Below are 15824 nucleotides of genomic sequence, written 5' to 3'. Positions count from 1 at the left end.
AAGATCATGTGAGTTGCATCACAGTGTTTGTGCTTGCGCCATAGACCGCGTGAAGCGCCGACGCTGTCACCGACTGATGCACCGCAATGCCCCAGCGTCCTTCACCGTTCACCACGCACTCTGCAATGGTGACTGCCGAATTCGCACTCCCGGAAGAATTCGGGTTGCGGGGCAGTGAATGCTGGGTGAGCGAGACAACCTCGACGGCCGAGCCCTGTTCGGTCAGGATTTTGCTCAATGCCTCGACCGGCCCGGACGCACTGGCCGCGGCGGTGACCTCGCGCCCGTTGCGATCGATGGCAACGAACAACTGATCACCGTCGGCGGTGTGTTCCAGTGAGTACCGACGCACTCCTCCGTTGTACCCGTACTCGCGCAGCAGCAGTTTCCACAGTTGGTCGGCAGTCATTTCGGTGCCCGAGTCGTCGGTTTCGAGCTGCACCCGCGAGGCGAAGTCGATCTGCAGGCGCCGGGGGAGTTCGACCCCGTACTCGGTCTGCAGCAGATATGCGATTCCGCCCTTGCCCGACTGGCTGTTCACACGAATGACCGCCTGGTAGTCGCGGCCGACGTCGGCGGGGTCGATCGGCAGGTAAGGGACCGCCCACGGCGCCGATCCCGGATCGACGCCGGCAGCCTCCGCGCTCTCGTAGTGATGCGCGAAGCCCTTCTTGATCGCGTCCTGGTGGGTTCCGGAAAATGCCGTGTACACGAGATCGCCGCCGTACGGGTGGCGTTCGTGGACGGGAATTCTGTTGCAGTACTCCACCGTTCGACGGATCTTGTCGATGTCGGAGAAGTCGATTTCCGGATCGACGCCCTGTGCATGCAGATTCAGCCCCAGTGTGACCAGGTCGACGTTGCCCGTCCGCTCGCCGTTGCCGAACAGGCATCCCTCGACGCGCTGCGCGCCGGCCAGCACTGCCAGTTCGGCGCACGCAACGCCGGTGCCGCGGTCGTTGTGCGGGTGGACCGAGAGGATCACCGAATCGCGTCGGGCCAGATTCTGGTGCATGTATTCGATCTGATCGGCATAGATGTTGGGGGTGGCGATTTCGACTGTGGCAGGGAGGTTGTGGATGACCGGGCGATCGGGGCTGGCGTCCCAGAGTTCGGTGAGACTGTTGCAGACCTGCAGGATGTAGTCGGGTTCGGTGAGGTTGAAGACCTCGGGTGAGAACTCGAATCGCCAGCCGTCGTGGCCTTCGCCGCCACGAGCAACGTCTTGCGCGGCGCGGAAAATCATGTCGTGCAACTCTTCTCGCTCCTTGCCGAGAACGACGTTTCTCCACGTCGGCGCAGTCGCCGTGTACATGTGGACGACCGCGTCAGGCAGCCCCTCGATCGATTGATATGTCCGTTCGATCAAATCCGTACGCGCGGCAGTGAATACGACGATGGTGACGTCGTCGGGAACGAGATCGAAGCGCACCAGGTTGCGAACGAAATCGAAATCGGTCTGACTCGCGGAGGGGTAGCCGGCCTCGATTTCCTTGTAGCCGATTGCCACCATCAGTTCGAACATTCGACGCTTGCGTTCGGGGTCCATCGGTTCTGCGAGGGCTTGGTTGCCGTCACGCAGATCGACGGGCACCCACAGGGGCGCCGCGGTGGTGCGATTGGACGGCCACGTCCGCTCGAAAGTCGGAATGTCGACGCGATCCCACGCGGCGCGATAGCGCTCGGACGGCATGGGTGACGGCTTCTGGTTGTTCCAGCGGTTGGCTCGGGTAGTACTCATCTTCGGTTTCTCCTGCGGTCGAGTCGAGAGACCGGCATGGCGAAACCCCGCGGAGGGGTGCCGGTCTTTCAGGCCCCGCCGCGGCAGTCGAGAAGGAGTGCTCCTGTAGCCATGCGGGCTACACTAGAACGAAAGCACTTATCAGACAACCTGAGGAGTTCACGTGTCCCCGATCGTCGAGCGTCGGCTGCTCACCGACCAGGCCGCGGAGTTGCTACGCGCGCGGATCGTGAGCGGTGAATGGGAAGTCGGCGCCAAACTTCCAGGTGAAACCACTCTTGCTGCGCAGTTGGGTATCGGGCGGTCCACTATCAGGGAAGCAGTGCGGACTCTCGCGGGCCTCGGCATGCTCGAATCGCGGCAGGGCGCCGGGGTCTTCCTACGGAGTACGACGCCTCCGGATCAGTGGCCCCGAGTGCTCGAAGCCGAGGCGATCCTTCACGTCGTCGAGGTGCGCAACGCGGTCGAGATCGAAGCAGCTCGCCTCGCCGCGCAGCGGCGCGATGCCGTTGACGTCGCGGCTCTGCGGCAAGCGCTCGACGGTAGAACTGCCGCAGCGCACTCTGGCGACGCAGCGTTCGTCGACGCCGACATCGCCGTCCACCGAGCAGTGGTGGACGCGGCACACAATCCCGTGCTGTCGGAACTCTTCGAGACCTTTGTACCGCGTCTGCGGGCTGCGTTGATCGAGTTGATCGCGGTTCTGGACCTGCATCCCCACAGCCAGCCCGATGCGGACGAGCATCGAATGTTGGTGGACGCCATCGAAGCCGGCGACGCGGAGGCAGCCGTACGGATCAGCCGGGCACACCTCGACGACATGGCGGCAGCGTTGCGACGCTAGACGCCCGGCTGTTCGCGGCGTTCGAACTCGAGGTCCATCTCGAGGTCTTCGTGGTGGGTTGCACGGAAAGTGATCAAGAAGACGATCCAACCGGCGACAGCGACCCCGACGAAGCTGACCATCCGATATACAAACCATGCCGCAATTGCCTGCGCTCCACTGGCACCGGCGATCGTCAGCGCGGTGATCAGTGCGGTGTCCACGTAGCCCAGCCCGCCGGGCAGCAGCGGAATGCTGCCGACTGCTTTGGCGGCGGTAAAGGCAATCAGGAGCCCCGCGAAGGAGGGTTCCGCGCCCACCGCCCAGCATGCGAAACCCAAACAAGCGACATCGGCGACACGATGGATGGCCGACCACCCGAATGCGATGACCGAGTCGGTGCGGCTGAGCTCGACCGAATCCAGTTGCTTGAGGATTTCGGACCAACGGTGCATACCGCGCCCGGTCGGGTTCTTGCGAGAACGGTTGTACAGCGCCAGAACTCGGTGCCCGATGCGCTCGATGCTGCCGGGATTCTGGGCTATGTATCGCAACGCCAGAAACAGTGCTGCCATGCCGACGAGCGAAATCGTCAGCGTCACCGGGCTGACCTTGGTGCCGAACGCCGCCGCGCCGGTAGCGCCGAGTAGTGCCAGAGTCGCGGCGGCGATGACACCGCACATCGCCAACTGCCAGGATGCGACAACCGGTGTAGCGCCCCACTTTCGAGTCTGCTTGTACGTGAACGCAGTGGAGAAGACCTGGCCCGCAGGCAACGTCAGCGCCATTGCCGTACTGGCATAGATGACCGAGAGGTTCTTGAGGTGACCGGCAACCACACCAGCGGCATTGAGCAGACGTTGTTGAACGGACGCGTAACCGCTGAGTGAAATGAGTTGGGCCGCGACGCACGCGGCCACCCAACCCCAATGGATTTCGGTCAGGACCCGCCAGGCCTCACTGAGCCTGGGCCAGAGATATGCGCCTTCGACTATCAGGAGGGCGATGAGTGCTATCCCGAGCACCCACTTCAGCCACCAGAAGCGCCCTCTGACCCGACTGGTCTCGGCCACGGGCGAGCGTGGTCGTCTCAGTCGCCGTGGGGTGTTTCCAGGCTGAGCCATCGACTCACCCTAACCAATTTGATCCGGATCGACCTCTGGATACTTTTCGGGCCACGCCAGATGCGTCAGTCGTCGGCGCCCACGCAGTTGGACTTGCTCGCCGAGTTCCCACTCGGCCTGTTCCTCTTCGTCGGCGAAGTACAACGCGCTCGTCGACGCCAGCACCCGGCTGGGCCGAAGTTTCGCGAGCTCGGTGAGCCGTGACGCTTCGTTGACCGGATCACCGATCACGGTGTACTCGAAACGTTCGGCAGCACCGATGTTGCCGGCGACCGCGAGCCCCGCGCTCACACCGATTCCGACGTCGAGGCCGGTGATGTCGTTGAGCTTGAACCGCAGCTCGCGAGCCGCAGCGAGGGCTGCCGTCGGAGCGTCGGGTCGATCGAGTGGTGCACCGAAGATGGCGAGCGCTGCATCACCCATGAACTTGTTGACAAAACCATGGTGACGATCGATGACGTCGACGACCACACGGAAGAACTCGTTGAGCAGTTCGACCACTTCACCCGGCGGGCGCTCGGCCGCGGCACCGGTGGATCCGACCATGTCGACGAACAGAACTGCCACGAATCGAGTTTCGCCGCCCAGCTCGGTACCGAACTTCAACGCGCGCCGGGCCACGTCCTCGCCGACGTGCTGACCGAACAGCTCACGCAGCAGACGACGTTCGTCGGACTCTTTCATCATGCGGTTGAAGCCGACCTGCAGCCGGCCGATCTCACTGCCGTCGAACACCTCGACGCGTACGTCGGTGGCGCCGCGCTGCACCCGCTCGATGGCGCGTCGCAGTTGGCGGATCGGATCGGAGATCTGGGTAGCCGTCAGCATCGACAGCGCAAAGGCCTGCACGATCGCCATGATCGAGATGAGCAGGATCGCCCACGCGAGCGAGTCGGGGGAGAACTCGAGATCGGTCGTGAGCTGCGTCGAGCACAGCAAGATGATGCCTGCGACGGGCATCAGCGTGCCGAGTCCCCAGGTCATCGCCAGCCGGGTTCCGACGCCAGGCGCCATGGTCCGATCGAATTCGCCCTCGCTCAAAGCCTGGGCGGCGACCGGACGCAAAATGCGCTCACCGAGCATGTAAGTGAACCCGAAGGTCGTGGTCGCGGCCATACACACCGTCACGATCACGGCGATCGCGAGTCCGGGCATCTCGGTGATGGTCAGGAACACGAAGATGATGCCGCCCAGAATCCACAGCACCAGGTGGACGATGGCCTGGCGAAGCGGCGCGTGCAGTGCCGCCATCTGCTCGGACCTCGTGGGTGGACCCCCGCGCAGCCGCCAACGGATGACCGACTTCAACATCATTGCCGCCGCCGTAAGGCTGACGGCGCCGGCGAATGCCAGGTACACGCCGAAGATCGCAAAATTGCGGACCCGGTCGGCAACTATCGCGTCGGACTCCTGGATCGGCACGCCGTACCGGACGAAGGCAAAGACCAGTACCGCGCCGATCAGATTGGCTGCGAGCATGGAGAGCATATAGAGGGGCCACCGGCTGCGGATGGTCACCGCTATTGCTCTGTATGAGGCCCGCACAGGGTTCAATTTAGCTGGCAGAGGTCGAAGTGTTGGTACGCGCGTCCGATTATTCGTCCGCTCACCTGTGTCGGCCGGGCCGGTTAGGCTCGCGATGTGAACGCAAACAGGGGGCGTGCGGAGCGAGCATCGAGGATGAACAAACCCATCTCCGCCGACGCTCGGGCGGTGCATCCCGGCGTGCGCATCGCTGCGGAATGGTCGTGGCGCCTCATTGTGATCTTCGCCGGACTGTTGGTTCTCGGGTACGTCGTACTCCGCCTCGAAACCGTGCTCATCCCGGTGGGGCTGGCTCTGCTGGCATCAGCTCTGCTGATCCCGATTGTCGATCGGCTACAGGTGTGGGGTGTTCCCCGCTCGGCAGCCGTCATCGTCGTTCTGCTTGCCTCGATCGGACTGGTCGCGGGAATCATGACGTTTGTCGTCGAGCAGTTCATCGACGGGTTGCCCCAGCTCACCGACCAGTTCACGGCCAGCGTCACGCAAATTCAGAACTGGCTCACCAGCGGTCCGCTGCACTTCAGCGAGGATCAGATCCGCCAGGCAGGTGATTCGGTCGTCAAGTCGGTGCAATCCAATCGTGAGTCCCTGACCAGCGGCGCCTTGACCACGGCGACAGTAATCGGCGAGATCTTCACCGGGGCATTGCTGACGCTGTTCACTCTCATCTTCTTCCTCTACGGCGGCGATCAGATCTGGCAGTTCGTCACCCGGATCGTTCCCACCGACGCGCGTCGTCGCGTACGGATCGCCGGTTCTGCAGGTTTCGGGTCGCTGATCGGCTACGTGCGCGCCACGGTCGCGGTTGCCGCCGCCGACGCGATCGGTATCGGTGCCGGCCTGGCGATCCTCGGGGTGCCGCTCGCCCTGCCGCTGGCGTCGTTGGTGTTCATCGGCGCGTTCATTCCGATCGTCGGTGCATTTCTGACCGGTTTTCTCGCGGTGCTTGTCGCTCTGGTCACGAAGGGTTTCCTGACGGCGCTGATCGTCCTCGGCATCATCATCGGCGTCATGCAGCTCGAAGCGCACGTGATGCAACCGCTGTTGTTGGGTCGCGCTGTTCGACTGCATCCGCTGGCAGTCGTTCTCGCCATTACAACGGGCATCGTTCTCGCTGGAATCGTCGGCGGGCTCTTGGCTGTCCCGATCGTCGCGGTCCTGAATACCGCTATTCGTTCCCTCCTCGCCGACGACCCGGACATCGCGTACGCCGAACTGCACGTCGAAGATCCGGAAACCCCACTGTTCCCCGCCGAACCCGACGAGCCGCGCGCCGAGCCTCGCATCGTGAACCCCACTCCTCCCGATGACTGAGCCCACCCGCCGTCGTCGGCTGCACTATCAGCCGACCGTTCGCGAGGCGTCGGGCGTCGACACCGACCCTGATGCCCCGCTGTGGCGGGCGGCGCAGGCATTTCGGCTCGTCACGCTGGTGTACGCGATCAGCTACCAGTTCGCCTCGGCCTCCGACTACACCAACTCTCGGCTCAGCTGGTTCTTCGTCGCTCTGATGGCCGTGTGGACCGGGGTGTCGGCACTGTTGCTCGGGACATCCGGTGCTTTGTTCGGGAAGAAGCTGCCGCGGTATCAGGTGGTGATCGCCGATCAGGTGGTCGTCATCTTGCTGATGGCGTCGACGAGGCTGGTCTCCGACCACGAGTGGTATCAGAATCACCAGACGCTGCCCACCACGCTGTGGGCCACCAACGCGGTCATCTCCGCGGCAATTCTCGGCGGGCCGTGGCTCGGTATGGCGTCCGGAGTTGTCATCTCGGCGGCCAGCGCGATCATCCGCGACCAGGTCAACCTGGACCTCTGGCGCGATGCGACGGCTCCCGTGCTCGTATCGGTCGGCCTGGCGTTGGGCTTGGCCACCACCACCGCTCGGCGCTCGCATCGACAACTCGAGCAAGCCGTCCGTCTGGCGGCGGCCACCGAAGAGCGCGAGCGTTTGGCACGCGAAGTACACGACGGCGTTCTGCAGGTGCTGGCGATGGTGCGCAGGCGAGGTGCGGCACTCGGCGGCGAGGCAGCTGAACTGGCTGCTCTGGCCGGTGAGCAGGAGGTCGCCTTGAGAATGCTGATCTCCGAGCAGGTTTCGGGCGCCGCGGCAGACGTCGGCGGACAGACAGTGGATCTGTGTCCGCTGCTGACCACGCAGGCAAGCACGTCAGTGTCGGTGTCGACGCCCGCGCACCCCGTCGTGATCGAGCGTGATCGAGCCATCGAACTGGCAGCCATCGTCGACAATGCTCTGTCCAATGTCGGGCTGCACGCCGGGCCCGCGGCGAAGGCATACGTATTGCTCGAAGATTTGCCGGACGAGGTGATCGTCAGCATCCGCGACGACGGCGTCGGAATCCCCGAGGGTCGCTTGGCGCAGGCCGAAGCCGAAGGCCGCATGGGAGTATCGAAGTCCATTCTCGGCCGAGTGCAGGTGCTCGGCGGCACTGCAGTCCTGCAAACCGGGCCGGGGGAGGGCACCGAATGGGAGATCAACGTTCCGAAGGGGAAAAGTGAGCGCGGCTGACGAACATGGCGAGAATCCGGTGACGGTGATGGTCGTCGACGATCACCCGATGTGGCGCGACGGTGTCTCCCGGGACCTCGAAGCTGCCGGCTTCACCGTGAGCGCCACGGCGGAGGGTGTCGAGAGTGCGCGCCGCCGGGCCGCCGCCGTGCAACCGGCGGTGGTTCTGATGGACATGAACCTGCCGGACGGAAACGGTGCCGACGCCACCACCGCAATTCTCGAGGTTTCGCCGAAGAGCAAGGTACTGGTGCTTTCGGCCTCTGCCGAACGTGACGACGTCCTCGACGCGGTCAAAGCCGGAGCGTCGGGTTACCTGGTCAAGAGTGCTTCGGTGGCGGAACTGCTCGAGGCCGTGCGAGCGACTTTCGACGGACAAGCCGTCTTCACCCCCGGCCTCGCCGGATTGGTGCTCGGTGAGTACCGCCGGATGTCGACGGCACCGGCCGACGATCGCGCACCCGAGCTGCCTCGGCTCACCGACCGTGAGACCGAAGTGCTCCGTCTTGTCGCCAAGGGGCTGAGCGCAAAACAGATCGCCACGAGGCTCTCGCTCAGCCACCGGACCGTCGAAAACCATGTGCAGGCAACGCTTCGGAAGCTTCAGTTGGCCAATCGCGTCGAGCTCACGCGATACGCGATAGAACAAGGTCTCGAATAACGTTTATCCTGGAAATCATGGAGGCCAGGAATCTACGCGTATCCGATGCCGAACGAGAGCATGTCGGCGAGCTGCTGCAGAAAGCTGTCGGTCAAGGGATGCTCTCGCTCGGTGAGTTCACCGAGCGCATGGACACTGCCTTGGCCGCAAAGACACGAGGTGAGCTCAACTCGGTTCTCGCCGATCTTCCGGGCATCACACTGATCTCCGACTACGACCCACCCGCGTATCCCAATGCGGGTCAGCCGATGTACCAAGGCCAGCCCTACCCGGCGCCGACGTACCAACCCCAACCGCCGCCGGTTCACCCGAGCCCGCCTTACCGCGCTCCCGTCGGGGCTCCGGTTGTAGGTACTTACGGAGCGGCAAATGCTGCCGTGATCCGTGGACGAATGGCGACGGTGACGCGGAACGGTGCCTGGATCGTTCCACCAGCTGTCGTGGTCGACACCAGAATGTCCAGTGTGACTATCGATTTCACGCGTGCGGTGATGCAGACGCAGGTCGTGAACATCTCGATCGACGACTACGCCAGCTCGATTTCACTGATCGTTCCCGAAGAGGCGACGGTGGACATGAACGGTGTCGAGGCAGTCGGGGGAAGCGCGTCGAACAAGGTTCGGTCCGGCCCACAGATGGGCCCGCTGCATCTGGTGGTGCATGGCAAGGTGCGATTCGGCAGTGTCACCGCGAAGCATCCCTTCGGTACCACGATCCGAAAGATGTTCGGCTCCTGACCTTTCAGTGATACGCGCGGGTCAACATCTCGGCGACGCACACGGGCTTGTCACCGTGTTCTCGTTCGAACGTCTGCGTCACCGTGATCTGGACACCGCCGTTGATCGGTTCGACTTTGCTCAACGTCGCGCGCATGCGGACACGAGAGCCGACCGGAAGCGGAGCAGGCAACCTGACCTTGTCGAATCCGCAGTTGAGAGCAAACGCAAAACCTTCGAGCGAGAACATTGCGTACGAGAACTTGGGGCCGAGTGAGAGCGTGTAGTTGCCGTGCGCGATGGTTCCGCCGAACGGTGACTCCTTCGCGCGATCCACATCGACGTGAATCCACTGATCGTCGCCGGTGACCCGGGCGAACTCGTCGATGGACTCCTGGGTGACATCGTGCCAGTCGCTGACGCCCAGCTCTTGGTTCAGGTTGGCGCTGAGGTCTTCTGCTCCGGTGAGTACAAGCATGAATTTTCCTTCGATCGGTAGGTGCTGACAGTCGGTCAGTGACTTTCGATGCCGAATCCCACACCGTGTGTCTGTGCGATCTCGGCGGTGGCAACGAGATCGAATTCGATCCCGAAGTCTGCTTCTACCCGCGCTGCAACCGATTCCGCGGCGGAACCTGCTTCGGCCAGTAGTTTCGGCATCAGTTCGAACAGGTCTTCCATCCCTCCGGGCGTGATGATTTCGAGAATCCGCGCTGGAGCGTCGTCGGGATTCCACACGGCGTGCCACTGGCCACGCGGTTTGAAGATCATGGCGCCGGTCTCCGCGTAGACGACCTCGTCTCCGACCATCGCTGCGACGCGGCCACTTTGAACCACCGTGTACTCGTCTTCCCGGCTGTGGCGATGGACCGGTGAGGTCATCGAATGCGGAGCGATGCGGTGTTGTACAAGAGAGAAACCTCCCTCGGTTTGTTTGTTACGAACCATCATCCGGACGCCGGTGGCCGCGAGGGTCCCGGCGAGGTCTTCGTCCGGTCCGAGGACGGTCGTGGTGGTGTTGTTCGGGGAATTCGGTGACATCGATTCAGTCCTTCGTCGTCGTGAGCGTCGTTGGCCGCGCTCCGGTTTGTTGATTCCCGAATCATGTACCAATCGGTCTAGTGATGCAAGGTTTTGACAATTTATACACTTCAAGTGTTGTCGATATGTGTACTGATCGGTATATTCAACGTATGTCTACGAGGGATTTGTTGGTCGATGCCGCTGCCGATTTGTTGCAGCGGAAGGGCTACGCCGGAACGGGGGTGTCGGAAGTTCTCTCGGCTAGTGCGACTACCAAAGGTTCCTTGTACTTTCACTTTCCCGGCGGCAAGGAAGAACTCGCAGGCGAGGCTCTGAGGCGACGTGGCGAGGCAATGGCCGATTTCATCCGGCACCTGCTGGAGAGCTCACCCGATGCAGCCACCGCGATCTCGGCATTCGCCGCCGCATTGGCTGCGCGTTTGTCGGATTCGGACTACGAACGTGGATGCGCCCTGGCTACGGCAACACTGGATGCCGCAACCGAATCCGAGGTCATCCGCGGTGCTTGCGCGGACGGGTACAACTCGTGGCTCGCACTGCTGGCTCAGCGCCTCGAGGCAGACGGTTGGTCCCGCGAAGACGCCGAGTCCGAGGCAATTCTCGCTCTGTCCGCACTCGAGGGCGCGCTGGTCCTTGCTCGGGCGCGTCAGGATCCCGCTCCGCTTCACACTTCGGGTCGGCTTCTGTCCGAACGATTGCGGAACGCGGCACCTCGGCGTTAGTGCCCTGTCAGTCGATGATGCAGTCAGTCGAGGGTGCTGTCAGTCGAAGGTGTCCTCAGTTGAGTACGAGAAGTCCCCAGGCTGATCGAGTAGTACTACTCATCTGATCGGTTCGGCCACGCAGCAAGCTCGAAGCCATGACCACACCGAGCTCTTCCGCCGTCGATCCGCGACTGGTGACCGCCCTCTCGGCCGAGTGCGACAGCATCGGCCGGCAGTTGCGTCACATGGGCCAGAACCTGTCGATCCTGCAGACTCAGCTGTCCTCGGCTACTGCGACCCCGCCCATGCCGGTAGTTCCGGCACCCGCATCTCCGGTGCCACAGGTGCCGCAGATGCCGCCAATGCGTCCTCAGCAGAGCGTGCCCGCGTGGCAGCCGCCGACGTATCCGGTTGCCGCACCTCGCCAGCCCTGGTGGCAACGCGACGGTGTCATCAGTCGACTCCTGGCCGCGGCCGGTGTTGCCGTCACACTGATCGGCGTCGTGATGCTGCTGGTACTTGCAGCGCAGGCCGGATTCTTCGGACCTCCGCTGCGGGTGCTCGGTGGTGCGCTCCTTTCCGGCGCCTTGGTGTTTGCCGGGGTGCGGGTCCACGGACGGCCAGGGGGCAAAGTGGGGGCAATTGCCCTGGCTGCCACAGGTTTTGCAGGGATGTATCTCGATGTCGTCGCAGCCTCCGTTCTCTACGGTTGGGTGACGACACCGCTCGCGATGGTGATTGCCTTCGGAATCGCCGCCGCCGGCGTTGCCCTCGCCGTGAAGTGGGATTCCGAATCGCTGGCGCTCATGATCGTTCTGGGAGCAGCGCTGCTGGCTCCCGTGTTGACGTCGGGAATATCGTTGACCCTCATCGGTTTCCTCTTCGCGATCCAATCGGCGACATTCTCCGCCCAGCTCGGTCGTGACTGGAAGTACCTGGGCATGGCGCGCACCGTACCGGTGGTTCTCGCACTGCTCGCAGCGATGGCGTCGGAGTTCATCTTCGACGAATCCGGAAACAGTGCAGTGCAATTGGTGATCAGTGCCGGCGTGGTTGCAATCGTGGGGGCCGGCTGCGCGATGGTTATGCAGTGGACGGGTTCGCCCTCGCGTGACGGCATTGCAGGGGCGTGGTCCACTGCTACCTTTGTCGTCTCGTCCCTTCCGCTGATGAGCGTCGGAGCCGTGCTCGGGCGCACCGAATCCGCAGTGCTGTACGGAATTGCTGCGGCACTACTTCTTTCGGCTGCAGCGGCGGCCAAGCCTTTGCCGACGCAACTGCGATTCGGACTGGGCGCAACCGGCGCCCTCGCATTGTTGCTCTGCTGCTTCTCCGGGGCGACTGAATCTCTGGTCGTACCGCTGATCCTCACGGTCGGAATGATCTTCCTCGGAGTCTCGCTGTATGCGGGTTCGCGCTTCGTCTTCGCGCTCGGAACCGCCTTTGCGGCAATCGGATCGATCGGATACCTCACGACGGTTCCGCCGGAAGCGTTGACGACCGCTCGCGCCGCATCCAGGCAACTCGGTGCGATCACGGCGCTCTCGAGCCTGACGGCGATAGGCGCGGTGGTGATGCTGGTCTGGGCGATTCACCGACTGAAGTTGATTGCCGATTCCAACGCGGCGGTTCTATGGGCGGCCGCAGGGTTCGGTGTCCTCTACGCGGTGACGTGCGCGCTCGTCTCATCCGGCGTCGAAATTTTCGACAGTGCAACCGGATTCGTTGCCGGGCACAGTGTTGCAACCATCGTGTGGATGCTTGCCGCCACGTCAGCGCTGGTGCTCGGATTGAACAACCGCCAGCACGCTCGCGTCTTGCTCGGAGCCGGGCTTGCTCTCACCAGTGCGGCCGTGGCAAAGCTGTTCCTCTTCGACCTGGCCACACTCAGTGGGCTGGTGCGTAGCGTTGCCTTCCTGGTGGTCGGCTTGCTGCTCCTGCTGGTCGGGACACGTTATGCACGAGCCTTCGCCAAGCAGGAGCAGGAGCAGGTCAGCTTCGCTCCTGGCGAGCGATGAGCTCGCTCACGCTGATGGCGCCTGCGTCGTCAGGCCGGTGCCTGCCGGTGGCGTTGTCGTCGCCGTCAGGGGTGGAGTCCGAGACTCGGGGCTCGTTGGTAGGCGAAGGCGAATCCGTGAAAACCCCGTTACGACGCTCCGGAGCGGTCGGTGGAGGCGGCGACTGGGGGGTCGCCTCCACCGAGGTCGGGGCTGAACCGTTTGTTGCAGAGCCGTTGGTAGCACCGTTTGCGGAGCCGTTCCGGCTCGCGCCGTTGGAGCCTGAACTGCTGCTGGCAGCACCGTTGGTCGCCGAACCGTTTGTCCGCGAAGGCGTCCGGACCACCGGCAGTGGACGTGAGGCCGGGGGAGTCTGTTCCCGGGCCCGCAGGTCCGACAACCAACTCTCGATGGGACGCTCGGCCGGCGCAGCGGGCGTGGGGTTTCTGCGCTTGTCGCTGGCATTCGGTTGCGGCCGGTACGAGGGATTGGGTACCGGTGCCTCGATCAGGTTCTGGGGGGCGCTGGCTGCACTCCCGATATCGAGACGACGTCGCGGTGCCGGCTTCTCCGCGGCGGGAGCCTCCGTGTTGGGTGCCTTGATCGCCATTTCGCTGAGCGGAATGGGCTCGGTGAGAGGATCGGGAACGCGAGGTCCGCTTTCCGGCTGTGCAGCCGGGGCAGGCGGCGGCATGACCCGCGAGGCCGCTTCGATCTTGCGCGGCTGACCCGGTCCGGCGATCGCACCGACAGGCGCGATCTGCGGGACGTTCGCGAGTACCAGCTCGTTGTCGAGGATCGGCTCGCCCAGCCCGATCTTCTGCTGGATCCGCTTCATCCAGGCCGGAGCCCACCAGCAGTCGTCGCCGAGCAGTTTCATGGTCGCGGGGACCAGGAACATTCGGATGAGAGTCGCGTCGATGATCAGCGCGGAGATCATGCCGTAGGAGATGTATTTCATCATCACCAGATCGGACAGGCCGAATGCGCCGGTGACCACGATCAGAATCAGTGCGGCAGCGGTGATGATCCGGCCGGTATGTGCCGTGCCGATACGGATGGATTCGGTAGTACTCGCGCCCTGCGCTCGCGCTTCGACCATGCGGGAGAGCAGGAACACTTCGTAGTCGGTCGACAGGCCGTAGACGATCGCGATGATCAACACCAGGACGGGAGACATGATCGGTCCCGGCGTGAAGTTCAAGAGACCGGAACCGTGCCCGTCGATGAAGATCCAGGTCAAGATTCCGAGCGTCGAACCCAGTCCGAGCGCGCTCATCAATGCGGCCTTGATGGGCAGGACGAGCGAGCCGAACGTCAAGAACATCAGCAAGGTCGTCAGCAGGATGACGGATACGACCATCAGCGGCAGACGATCGAGCAATGCGTCGACGCTGTCCTGCTCGATGGCCGGAGTACCGCCGACCAGCACAGTTGTGCCCTCGGGCCAGTCCGCGGACCGCAGATAGTCGATGGTGGGACGTGCTTCGTTCCGCTCCGTCAGACCGGCCTTGAGGACGTTGACACCGTCCTTCGTCGCAACCTCCGGGGTGAACTTCTCGACCAGACCCGGCGCAGCATTTGCGGTCTTGGAAATCTGACCGAGGGTGGTGTTGTCGGCTCCCTCGATGACGAGTCGAACGGGCTCGGTGCGATTGCCGGGGAAGAGTTCGTCGAACTGCGCCTGCGCGACACGCGTGGGGCTGTCCGGGGGCAGGTACGTCTCGTTGATACCGCCGAACTTGATGCCCGTCAGCGGAATGATCATCAGCAGTAGAGCCGCGACGATCGGGACCGCGACCTTGAGCGGATGCTGCATGACCCAGCGGGTGAGCTTGCCCCAGAAACCGTTCTCGATTTCCTCGTTGGTCTTGGTCTGGCGCAGCTTCTTGAAGGTCAGCGCGTCGATCCGCTTGCCGAGAATGCCGAGAATCGCGGGAAGAATCGTGATGGACGAGATCGCGGCAAGCATGACGGCAGCAATGGCGCCGTAAGCCACCGATTTGAGGAAGCCCTGCGGGAACAACAGCAGACCGCCGAGGCTGACGGCAACCATGGTCGCCGAGAACATGACCGTTCTACCCGCCGTCATGACCGTTCGGCGTACAGCGGTCGGGGTGTCGTACCCCTCGGCTATCTCTTCTCGGAAACGGCTGACGATGAACAGTCCGTAGTCGATCGCCAGACCCAGGCCGACCAGAGAGACCACGGGCGCAACAAACGCGTTGACCTCGGTGAAGTTGGTGATCAGTCGAATGATGCCGTTGGCGCCGATGACGGTCAGACCGCCGACGATCAACGGGAGGGCAGCAGCGACGACGCCACCGAAGACGAAGAACAGCAGGACACCGACAGCAGGAATCGCGAGCATTTCCATGCGCTTGATGTCGTTGGCCATCGTGTCGTTGAGCGAATTCGCGACAGGTTGCAGGCCGGCGAGTTGCACGTCGACGCCGTCGATGTAGAACTGCGACTCGACGTCGCGGAAGTTGTTGGACACAGCGGTGTCGTTGTCTCCGGCGATCGCGATGCTGGTGACCGCGTGTTGCTTGGTCTTGTCCGCCAGGGCCGCCACCGAGAGACCGTTGTCGACCTTGAAGTACGAGCCGTTGATCTTCATGATCTGGTCGGGGTTGTCGGCGACGAGTCGCTGCAGATTGTCGATGACCTTCGCTTGGAACTCGGGGTCGTCGACGGTCTTGCCCTCTGGCGCCGTGTACAGCGCCAGGACGTCACCCGTCGTGCTGCGTCCGAACGTGCCGTCAGCGAGTTTGGCAGCCTCTACCGATTCCGACCCCGGATCGTCCCAGCCGCTCTGGCTGAGATGATCCTGCAGGCTCAGGCCGTACGCAGCGAGCCCGAGGAGCCCCGCCACCATGACAGCGATGACGGTGAAGCGGGCTCGATAGACGATGCTTCCCCAGCTGGCGAACACTGAT

Annotated in this window: 13 protein-coding genes; 7 read left to right on the top strand and 6 right to left on the bottom strand. The window is 63.3% G+C overall.

Going from position 1 to position 15824, the window contains the following annotated elements; translation table 11 throughout:
- Window positions 1–4 precede the first annotated feature (4 nt).
- Entirely contained in the window at window positions 5–1741 is a 1737-nt protein-coding gene (locus G4D79_RS00140) for a 2-isopropylmalate synthase (RefSeq protein WP_099696995.1), read from the bottom strand.
- Window positions 1742–1904: 163 nt separating this feature from the next.
- Between G4D79_RS00140 and G4D79_RS00135 the strand changes: the two genes are divergently transcribed.
- The gene (locus G4D79_RS00135) at window positions 1905–2585 is read left to right on the top strand and encodes a FadR/GntR family transcriptional regulator (protein WP_007734477.1); all 681 of its coding nucleotides are present in this window, start codon (window positions 1905–1907) and stop codon (window positions 2583–2585) included.
- Here the strand turns inward: G4D79_RS00135 and G4D79_RS00130 are convergent.
- Together G4D79_RS00130 and G4D79_RS00125 are read right to left on the bottom strand one after the other, a co-directional pair.
- On the bottom strand, window positions 2582–3688 hold the full coding sequence (locus G4D79_RS00130) for a TIGR00374 family protein (protein ID WP_064688534.1): 1107 nt from the start codon (window positions 3686–3688) through the stop codon (window positions 2582–2584). The genes G4D79_RS00135 and G4D79_RS00130 overlap by 4 nt on opposite strands.
- A gap of 9 nt (window positions 3689–3697) precedes the next feature.
- Window positions 3698–5176 (bottom strand): adenylate/guanylate cyclase domain-containing protein, encoded by a 1479-nt coding sequence (locus G4D79_RS00125; protein WP_003945952.1) that lies wholly within the window; start codon window positions 5174–5176, stop codon window positions 3698–3700.
- Window positions 5177–5368: 192 nt separating this feature from the next.
- Here G4D79_RS00125 and G4D79_RS00120 point away from each other — a divergent pair, with 192 nt between their 5' ends.
- The 4 genes from G4D79_RS00120 to G4D79_RS00105 are packed head-to-tail and all read left to right on the top strand — an operon-like array spanning window position 5369 to window position 9161.
- Entirely contained in the window at window positions 5369–6547 is a 1179-nt protein-coding gene (locus G4D79_RS00120) for an AI-2E family transporter (protein WP_007734480.1), read from the top strand.
- Window positions 6540–7763 carry a MacS family sensor histidine kinase gene (gene macS / locus G4D79_RS00115; protein ID WP_007734482.1) on the top strand — a complete coding sequence of 408 codons (1224 nt, stop codon included), beginning with the start codon at window positions 6540–6542 and terminating at the stop codon, window positions 7761–7763. The genes G4D79_RS00120 and macS overlap by 8 nt, the downstream gene beginning before the upstream one ends.
- Before the next feature lie 28 nt (window positions 7764–7791).
- Window positions 7792–8424, top strand: coding sequence for a response regulator transcription factor (locus tag G4D79_RS00110; protein WP_042453521.1), 633 nt, complete (start codon window positions 7792–7794; stop codon window positions 8422–8424).
- A gap of 17 nt (window positions 8425–8441) precedes the next feature.
- The gene (locus G4D79_RS00105; protein WP_007734485.1) at window positions 8442–9161 is read left to right on the top strand and encodes a DUF1707 domain-containing protein; all 720 of its coding nucleotides are present in this window, start codon (window positions 8442–8444) and stop codon (window positions 9159–9161) included.
- A 4-nt stretch (window positions 9162–9165) separates the two neighbouring features.
- Here G4D79_RS00105 and G4D79_RS00100 read toward each other — a convergent pair whose 3' ends face one another.
- Both G4D79_RS00100 and G4D79_RS00095 read right to left on the bottom strand, forming a co-directional pair.
- Complete coding sequence (locus G4D79_RS00100) at window positions 9166–9618, bottom strand: MaoC family dehydratase (RefSeq protein ID WP_003945664.1); 453 nt, start codon at window positions 9616–9618, stop codon at window positions 9166–9168.
- Window positions 9619–9653: 35 nt separating this feature from the next.
- Complete coding sequence (locus G4D79_RS00095; protein ID WP_007734488.1) at window positions 9654–10181, bottom strand: cupin domain-containing protein; 528 nt, start codon at window positions 10179–10181, stop codon at window positions 9654–9656.
- Between the two features lie 152 nt (window positions 10182–10333).
- Between G4D79_RS00095 and G4D79_RS00090 the strand changes: the two genes are divergently transcribed.
- On the top strand, window positions 10334–10906 hold the full coding sequence (locus G4D79_RS00090) for a TetR/AcrR family transcriptional regulator (RefSeq protein ID WP_042920278.1): 573 nt from the start codon (window positions 10334–10336) through the stop codon (window positions 10904–10906).
- Between the two features lie 137 nt (window positions 10907–11043).
- Window positions 11044–12906 (top strand): DUF2339 domain-containing protein, encoded by a 1863-nt coding sequence (locus G4D79_RS00085; RefSeq protein WP_099696994.1) that lies wholly within the window; start codon window positions 11044–11046, stop codon window positions 12904–12906.
- Here G4D79_RS00085 and G4D79_RS00080 read toward each other — a convergent pair.
- Window positions 12881–15820 (bottom strand): MMPL family transporter, encoded by a 2940-nt coding sequence (locus tag G4D79_RS00080; RefSeq protein WP_099696993.1) that lies wholly within the window; start codon window positions 15818–15820, stop codon window positions 12881–12883. The genes G4D79_RS00085 and G4D79_RS00080 overlap by 26 nt on opposite strands.
- Between the last annotated feature and the right edge of the window lie 4 nt (window positions 15821–15824).

Origin of the sequence: Rhodococcus sp. WY5 (assembly GCF_018588185.1) — a bacterium.
GTDB lineage: Bacteria > Actinomycetota > Actinomycetes > Mycobacteriales > Mycobacteriaceae > Rhodococcus_F > Rhodococcus_F qingshengii.
This window is presented reverse-complemented; position numbering and strand designations above follow the sequence as displayed.

Excerpts from the sequence above, each read along its gene's own strand:
- G4D79_RS00085 (WP_099696994.1), top strand. The coding sequence starts at position 11,044 with ATGACCACACCGAGCTCTTCCGCCGTCGATCCGCGACTGGTGACCGCC.
- G4D79_RS00100 (WP_003945664.1), bottom strand. The coding sequence starts at position 9,618 with ATGCTTGTACTCACCGGAGCAGAAGACCTCAGCGCCAACCTGAACCAA.
- G4D79_RS00130 (WP_064688534.1), bottom strand. The coding sequence starts at position 3,688 with ATGGCTCAGCCTGGAAACACCCCACGGCGACTGAGACGACCACGCTCG.
- G4D79_RS00120 (WP_007734480.1), top strand. The coding sequence starts at position 5,369 with ATGAACAAACCCATCTCCGCCGACGCTCGGGCGGTGCATCCCGGCGTG.
- G4D79_RS00090 (WP_042920278.1), top strand. The coding sequence starts at position 10,334 with ATGTCTACGAGGGATTTGTTGGTCGATGCCGCTGCCGATTTGTTGCAG.
- G4D79_RS00140 (WP_099696995.1), bottom strand. The coding sequence starts at position 1,741 with ATGAGTACTACCCGAGCCAACCGCTGGAACAACCAGAAGCCGTCACCC.
- macS (WP_007734482.1), top strand. The coding sequence starts at position 6,540 with ATGACTGAGCCCACCCGCCGTCGTCGGCTGCACTATCAGCCGACCGTT.
- G4D79_RS00110 (WP_042453521.1), top strand. The coding sequence starts at position 7,792 with ATGGTCGTCGACGATCACCCGATGTGGCGCGACGGTGTCTCCCGGGAC.
- G4D79_RS00095 (WP_007734488.1), bottom strand. The coding sequence starts at position 10,181 with ATGTCACCGAATTCCCCGAACAACACCACCACGACCGTCCTCGGACCG.
- G4D79_RS00105 (WP_007734485.1), top strand. The coding sequence starts at position 8,442 with ATGGAGGCCAGGAATCTACGCGTATCCGATGCCGAACGAGAGCATGTC.
- G4D79_RS00125 (WP_003945952.1), bottom strand. The coding sequence starts at position 5,176 with ATGCTCTCCATGCTCGCAGCCAATCTGATCGGCGCGGTACTGGTCTTT.